Annotated in this window: 7 protein-coding genes; 3 read left to right on the top strand and 4 right to left on the bottom strand. The window is 69.7% G+C overall.

The window, feature by feature from the left end:
• The 3 genes from ACFR9S_RS11010 to pyrH all read right to left on the bottom strand — a co-directional run.
• Nucleotides 1–658: site-2 protease family protein (locus ACFR9S_RS11010; protein ID WP_379818653.1), on the bottom strand; the 658-nt coding region annotated here is incomplete at its 3' end.
• An 84-nt stretch (nucleotides 659–742) separates the two neighbouring features.
• Complete coding sequence (gene lysS, locus ACFR9S_RS11005) at nucleotides 743–2,443, bottom strand: lysine--tRNA ligase (protein WP_379818652.1); 1,701 nt, start codon at nucleotides 2,441–2,443, stop codon at nucleotides 743–745.
• The gene (pyrH, locus tag ACFR9S_RS11000; protein ID WP_379818650.1) at nucleotides 2,436–3,158 is read right to left on the bottom strand and encodes a UMP kinase; all 723 of its coding nucleotides are present in this window, start codon (nucleotides 3,156–3,158) and stop codon (nucleotides 2,436–2,438) included. Before pyrH ends, lysS begins: the two co-directional genes overlap by 8 nt.
• A gap of 90 nt (nucleotides 3,159–3,248) precedes the next feature.
• Here pyrH and ACFR9S_RS10995 point away from each other — a divergent pair, with 90 nt between their 5' ends.
• The 3 genes from ACFR9S_RS10995 to ACFR9S_RS10985 all read left to right on the top strand — a co-directional run bounded on the left by ACFR9S_RS10995 (nucleotide 3,249) and on the right by ACFR9S_RS10985 (nucleotide 5,822).
• The gene (locus ACFR9S_RS10995; protein WP_379732122.1) at nucleotides 3,249–4,028 is read left to right on the top strand and encodes a molybdopterin synthase; all 780 of its coding nucleotides are present in this window, start codon (nucleotides 3,249–3,251) and stop codon (nucleotides 4,026–4,028) included.
• Nucleotides 4,029–4,284: 256 nt separating this feature from the next.
• Nucleotides 4,285–4,548, top strand: coding sequence for a DUF7123 family protein (locus tag ACFR9S_RS10990; protein ID WP_379732123.1), 264 nt, complete (start codon nucleotides 4,285–4,287; stop codon nucleotides 4,546–4,548).
• Between the two features lie 128 nt (nucleotides 4,549–4,676).
• Complete coding sequence (locus ACFR9S_RS10985) at nucleotides 4,677–5,822, top strand: site-2 protease family protein (RefSeq protein ID WP_379732124.1); 1,146 nt, start codon at nucleotides 4,677–4,679, stop codon at nucleotides 5,820–5,822.
• A 24-nt stretch (nucleotides 5,823–5,846) separates the two neighbouring features.
• Here ACFR9S_RS10985 and thiL read toward each other — a convergent pair.
• The coding region (gene thiL / locus ACFR9S_RS10980; RefSeq protein WP_379818649.1) for a thiamine-phosphate kinase at nucleotides 5,847–6,543 on the bottom strand (697 nt) is incomplete at its 5' end.

Below are 6,543 nucleotides of genomic sequence, written 5' to 3'. Positions count from 1 at the left end.
AGCCGACGACCGGGCCGAGCAGCAGCGCGAACGCGACGATAGTGACGAGGTAGTTGTTGGTGACGCCGGCGGCGAACATCCGGGCGCGGGCGCCGCGGTCGGCCGCCCGCTGGCTCTCCTCGTCGGGTTCGACGAACGCGCCGATCGGGATCACCGCGAGCGTCACCAGCCCCATCGACTCGATGTCGATGTCGCCGACGCGACAGAGCAGCCCGTGGCCGCCCTCGTGGACGACCAGCCCGACCAGCAGGCCGGCGACGATCTCCGGCGCGACCGACAGCGGGAGAAACTCGTTGACGCCGGGAATCACCAGCACGTTCGCGGGCTCGTTCACCGGCGACGGCGCGGGCGGGTTTTCGAGGATCAGCCGCCCCTGCCGGAGCAGCAGGACGAACATCCCGACCATCACCACCAGCGTCGCGCCGAGGCCGACGTTGGTCCACGCCCGCCAGAAGCGTTTGGGGCCGGCGAGCCAGTTGAGGAACGCCCGACCGCGCTTGGTGTGGATCGTCGTGATCGGCCCGGAGACGCTGATCGAGTCGGGGACCAGCCCCCGTTCGTCGAGCCAGTAGGCCGCCAGCGAGTAGGCGGCCACGCCGACGAGTATCCACGTCAGCGGGCCGAGGGTGGGAACAGCCTGTAACAGCCCGTCGATCATCTGCGTGTGGGTCCGGCCCGGCCGGGCAAAGGCGTTCGGGTCCGACGTTACGCCGCCGCTGGACGCCGCGACGGGATCGGGGGGCTACCCCTCCCGGCGGAGCCGCTCGACGACGAACGACTGGTCGAGTTCGCCGAGGAACTCGCCCAGCCGTGGCCCCTGCTCCTTGTCGAAGAACAGCCGGTAGCCCGCGGCGAACAGGTCGCCCGTCTCCAGGCCGTGCTCCTCCGCGAGCTCGTAGATCTCGCCCTGGATCGCGTCACCGTCGTGGCCCTCGGCGACGAACTCGGCGAGGTCGTCCAGCGCTGCCCGCTCGTCGGCGGTGAGGTCGGTGTCGGGCAGGTCGGTCTGGAGCCGGTAGTTGTAGGCGTTGTCACAGCGCTCGCCCCACGCGCGGGCCTTCTCGACGCGGGCGAGCGCGTCGTCGATCGCCCACTCCGGGGCGTCCTCGGGGATGTGCCCCTCGTTGCGGGCCATCTGGATGCGAAGGTCGCGGTCCTCGACCATCCCCAGTACGGCGGCGAACGTGTAGGGGAGGCGGATGCGCTCCTCGCGGACCTCCTCAACCACGAACGGGTACGCCCGGTTCGCGAACCGCTCCAGTTCCTCGTCGTCGACATCGCCGAAGTAGGCGCGCTCGAAGCGGTCGAAGTCGTCGACCAGCTGATCGAGCCGGGAGATGTCGAAGTCTCGGGCCTTGTTCGGGTCGAGCGCGAAGAAGTACCGCAGGACTTCTGGTTCGAGCAGGTCGAGCACCTCGGGGACGGTGACGACGTTGCCCGAGGATGAGGAGAGCGGCTCGCCGTTGAGCGTGAACCACTCGTAGGTCATCGGCACGGGGGGCTGGATGCCGAGCACCTCCCGGGCGATCTCCTCGCCGGAGGGCCACGAGCCCTCGGCGTGGTCCTTGCCGAACGGCTCGAAATCAACCCCGAGAAGGCTCCACTGCGCGGGCCACTCGAAGCGCCACGAGAGCTTGCCGTCCCGCAGGGTCGCCTCGCCGGCGTGACCGCAGCCCTCGATCTCGCGGTCGCCCGCGGTGATGCCCGTACACTCGTACTCCACCGTCCCCTCGTCCAGATCCGCGACGGTCACGTCGGTGGTGACGATGCCGCACTCCTCACAAACCACGCGGAACGGAGAGTAGTCGGCGTCCACGGAGTCCTGATAGTCGGCCAGTACCTCGCGGGCGGTGTCGACGTTCTCGAGGATCGTCCGGATCTCCGGCTCGAACTCCCCGGTCTCGTACAGTTCGGTGTTCGAGAGCACCTCGACGGGCACGTCCACCATCTCGGCGGCGCCGGCGAGCAGGTCCGCGAAGTGCTCGCCGTAGGAGTCGTGGCACTCCCCGAACGGGTCGGGGATCGCGGTGTAGGGCTTGCCGAGGTTCTTCCCGAGCGCGCCGGCGTCTACGTCGCCCAACTCCACCACGTTCCAGTCGGCGTCGGCGAGCCGTCGCGGGAGCTTCCGGAGCGGGTCGCGGTCGTCGGAGGTGAACACCTGCCGGACCTCGTGGCCGCGCTCGCGGAGCACCTCGGCGACGAAGTAGCCGCGGACGATCTCGTTGAAGTGGCCGAGGTGGGGGATGCCCGAGGGGGAGACGCCGCCCTTGATGACGATCGGGTCGTCGGGGTCGCGGGCCTCCACGTCGTCGGCAACGGCGTCGGCCCAGAACGCGTGGAATCGTGTCTCGCCGCCGCCGTCGCCGGCGTCGCTGCCCGCGGTCGGGCCGGAGGAGGGGCCGGCGGCGTCGGCGTCCGGGTCGGGAGTCCGTTCGCTACTCATGCTGGGTCCAGTACGTCGGCTCGTCGCTCTCGCCCGTGGGGACGATGTCGGTGCCACTGTGTTCGCCGCGCAGTACGGCGTCGACGACGGCTTGGGGGTCGGTACCGTCGAGGACGATCGTGCGAAGCGACGAGCGTTCGATGAGTTTGGCCGCGAGCAGGTCGACCGGGGCGGAGGCGCCCGCGCCGCGGTCCATCGGCGCGATCACCTCGACCAGTTCGCTGGGGGTGAGCTGGCCGTACTGCTCGGCGTCGTCGTCGGTTTCGGGGTCGGCGCTGTAGACGCCGTCGGCGCTGGTCGCGAACACCAGCAGTTCGGCGTCGATGTACTCCGCGAGCGCGGCCGCGACGGCGTCGGTGGTCTGCCCGGGCGTGATACCGCCCATGACGACGGTGTCGCCCCCGCGGATCGCCTCGCCGGCCTCGTCGTAGCTCGTGGCGGGCGTCCGCTGGACGCCGTGGCCCATCGCCGCGATCAGCAGCCGGGCGTTGAGCCGCGTGACGCCGATCCCGAGCTCGTCGAGCTGGAACTCGTTGGCCGCCAGCTCCCGGGCGGCGCCGATGTACTGCCGGGCGACGGTGCCGCCGCCGACGACCGCGCCCAGCTCACAGCCCTCCGCCGAGAGCGTGCCGAGGGCGTCGGCGAACCCTTCGACGCGCTCGGGCTCGAGACCCGGAGCCAGTACGACGACCCCGATAGAGACGACGACTCGCATTAGGTGAAGGTCCGGCGGTGGCGGTCTTAAGGGCGGTGGTCGGCGCCCGGCGAGAAAAGGCCTAAACCGGTCGCCGACCCCCATAGAGCCATGCAGGCTCTCTCCATCGTCGGCCCCGGCGCCGCCGACGTGCGCGACGCCGTCGCGGCACGGCTGGACGGCCGCGTCGCGACGGTCGGTCGGACCGACGGTATCGACGACGAGACTGCCGTCGACGGGCGATTCGAACTCGCCGACGACGGCGGCTGGACCGCCGCGGGCGACGACCGCTCCTTTGCGGACTTGCTCGACGACCTCGCGCCCGACTACGAGTACGCGGTGATCTCGGGGTTCTCGAAGCTCCGGCTCCCGACCGTCGTGATCGGCGACGAGGAGGTACCCGGTGACGTGCTCCGCCGCGTCGAGGACGCGAGCGAGATCGACCCCGACGCGCTCGCGGCGGAACTGGACGAACTGGATCCGCACGTCACGCTGGAGTCGCTGGTCGAGGCGGCCAAGCAGTCGCCGCTCGCGGAACGCTCCGGCGCCATCGCGACGTTCACCGGCCGCGTGCGGGCGAAGGACTCCGAGGACGACAGCCGCACGACCCACCTCAAGTTCGAGAAGTACGAGGGCGTCGCCGAGCAGCGGATGGCCGACATCGCCGCGGAACTGGAGGAGCGCGACGGCGTGTTCGAGGTGCTGTTCCACCACCGAACCGGCGTCGTCGTCGACGGCGAGGACATCGTGTTCGTCGTCGTGCTCGCGGGCCACCGCCGGGAGGCGTTCCGGACCGTCGAGGATGGGATCGACCGCCTGAAAGACGAGGTTCCCCTGTTCAAGAAGGAGACTACGGAGGACGAGGAGTTCTGGGTCCACGACCGCGCGTGACCCGCGCCGGGCGCGGCGAGCGTGCGATCCGGGCCGGTCTCACCCCCGATCCGGGACTCGTAACGCATCTGGAACGGAACCAGAGTTAGCGGTTCAAAACCGCTTGTAAAACGTCTAAAGCGCTATGAGGTGTTCGTAAACAATCCATTTTAGCTCTGTTTCGCGCTTCGACCGGCTTGAAACGGTTCGAACTCCGGGGGACTGTCTGGAGTTTATATGCCCCCTTAGGCCGTGGGACGGAGTGAGGCGAACACCAATGAGCGCAACCCGGAACCCCTCCACCGACGGCGTGTCCGACACCGACGAACTCTCGAAAGAGGAGCGCCTCACGCGCTACCTGCGTGAGAAGGCCGAGGACGGCGAGATGTACTTCAAGTCGAAGTTCATCGCCGACGAAGTCGACCTCTCCCCCAAGGAGATCGGCGCGCTGATGGTGAAGCTCAGCGACGCTGCCTCCGACCTTGAGGTCGAGAAGTGGTCGTACACCAGCGCGACCACGTGGCGCGTCGAGACGGCCTGACGGACCGCGCCGATCCGACTACCGCCGGGCAGCGCCCGCCGCCGGCGGTCCCCGCTGACGGTTTCCCCTCCGTTCGGTCCCCTTCTGTCGTACCAAGTCTTATGCGCGAGCATCGGTAACCGCGATTGATGGCAGACAGATCCGGGTCCGACGAGGTCCCCCACCCGGAGGCGCTCGACGCGTGGTTCCACCTGACGGCGGTCCGGCGTGACGGCGACCGAATCCGCTACTACGGCGAGCCGCTGGTCCCCCGCTCCCGGCTCGCCGACGAACTGGTGCCGGCGTTCGAGGCGGCGGGCTACGAACTCCGCTTCTCGACCGACGACGCGGGGAACGACGTGCTGGTCGCCCGTCCGATCGGTTCGTCGGCAACCTCGGAGACGGACCCCCGGCTCAACGTCGCGCTGCTGGCGGCGACGGTGTTCACGACCATGCTCGTGGGCGCGACCGTCTGGTACTACATCCCGCTCTCGGCGATCGTCGCGAACCCGCTCAGGATCCTTGAGGCGTGGCCGTTCACCGCCGCGGTGCTGGGCGTGCTGTTGACCCACGAGATGGGCCACTACGTCGCCGGCCGGCGACACGGCGTCGACGTGAGCCTCCCGTACGTGATCCCGTTCTACGTCCCGTTCGGCACCATGGGCGCGGTGATCCGGATGCGGAGCCGGGTCCCGGACCGCGAGGCGCTGCTGGACATCGGCGCTGCGGGACCGTTGGCCGGGCTGGTCGCGACGATCGTCGTCACCGCGATCGGCGTCTCGCTCGACCCGATGACGGTGCCCCAGCGCGTGCTGCAGGGGAGCGGCGAGGCGATCGTCTTCCACAACCCCCCGCTGCTGGATTTGATCGCGACCGCGCTGGGGCAGCAAACCGGATACAGCGACCCCTCGCAGGCGGTCCACCCGGTCGTGATGGGCGGCTGGATCGGGATGTTCTTCACCGTCCTGAACCTGCTGCCCGTCGGCCAACTCGACGGGGGCCACATCCTCCGGGCGGTGCTCGGGCGGCGACAGGAAACGGTCGCCGCGCTCGTCCCCGGCGCGCTGTTCGGCCTCGCGGGCTACCTCTGGTACGTCCGCGACCTCGGGATGCAGAACTCCGTTGGACTGTGGCTTCTCTGGGGGTTCATCACGCTGTTCGTCTCCTTCGGCGGCTCGGCGGACCCGATCGACGAGACGCCGCTGGGGTGGAAACGCGTCGCCGTCGCAGCGCTGACGTTCGCGCTCGGCGCGCTCTGTTTCCTCCCCGTCCCGATCGAGATCGCGACCGTCTGAGTCCCGTTTCGGCCCGTCCGGGATTTAGCCGTCGCCGTGGGTGTAGCCGCGGTCGGGGAGCGGCTCGCCGTCGGCGGTCACCCCGTAGTCGACGACTTCGCCCACCACTGTCGCGTCCGTTCCGGTCCTTTCGACCGCTTCGATCGCCGCGTCCGGATCGGGCGTCGTGAACACGAGTTCGAAGTCTTCGCCGACGTGGGCCGCACACTCCCGCCGGTCGGACTCGTTCTCGGCGATTTCCTCGACGGCGGGGTGGACCGGTAATCGGTCCCACTCGATCGCGAAGCCGCAGTCGCTTGCCTCCGCGAGCTGGTGGAGCGAGCGCGCCAGCCCGTCGCTTGAATCCATCATCGCGCTGGCGTGGCCCCGGAGCGCGCGCCCGGCGGCGATTCGGGGGGTGAACCGGAACAGCTCGTTCCCCGACTCGGTGTCGCCCGCGGCGAACCGCCGGAGTGCGGCCGCTGTCCGGCCGAGTTCGCCCGTCACGCAGACCGCGTCGCCGGGCGTCGCGCCGTCCCGATAGACCGGGTTGTCGACGTGGCCCACCGCGGTCGTCGCTGTCGTGAACTCCGTGTGTTCGTCGAGATCCCCGCCGACGTACTCGGCGTCGACCAGTTCGCAGACCTCGCTCGCGCCCCGGACGAACGCCGAGAGCGCCGCCTCCTCAAACTCGGGGGCGGCGTACACCGCGACCGCACAGGTCGCGTCGGCGCCCATCGCC

This window comes from Halolamina salina (genome assembly GCF_042678005.1).
GTDB lineage: Archaea > Halobacteriota > Halobacteria > Halobacteriales > Haloferacaceae > Halolamina > Halolamina salina.
The sequence above is the reverse complement of the archived record's forward strand: the minus strand, read 5'-3'. Positions and strand labels throughout refer to the sequence as shown.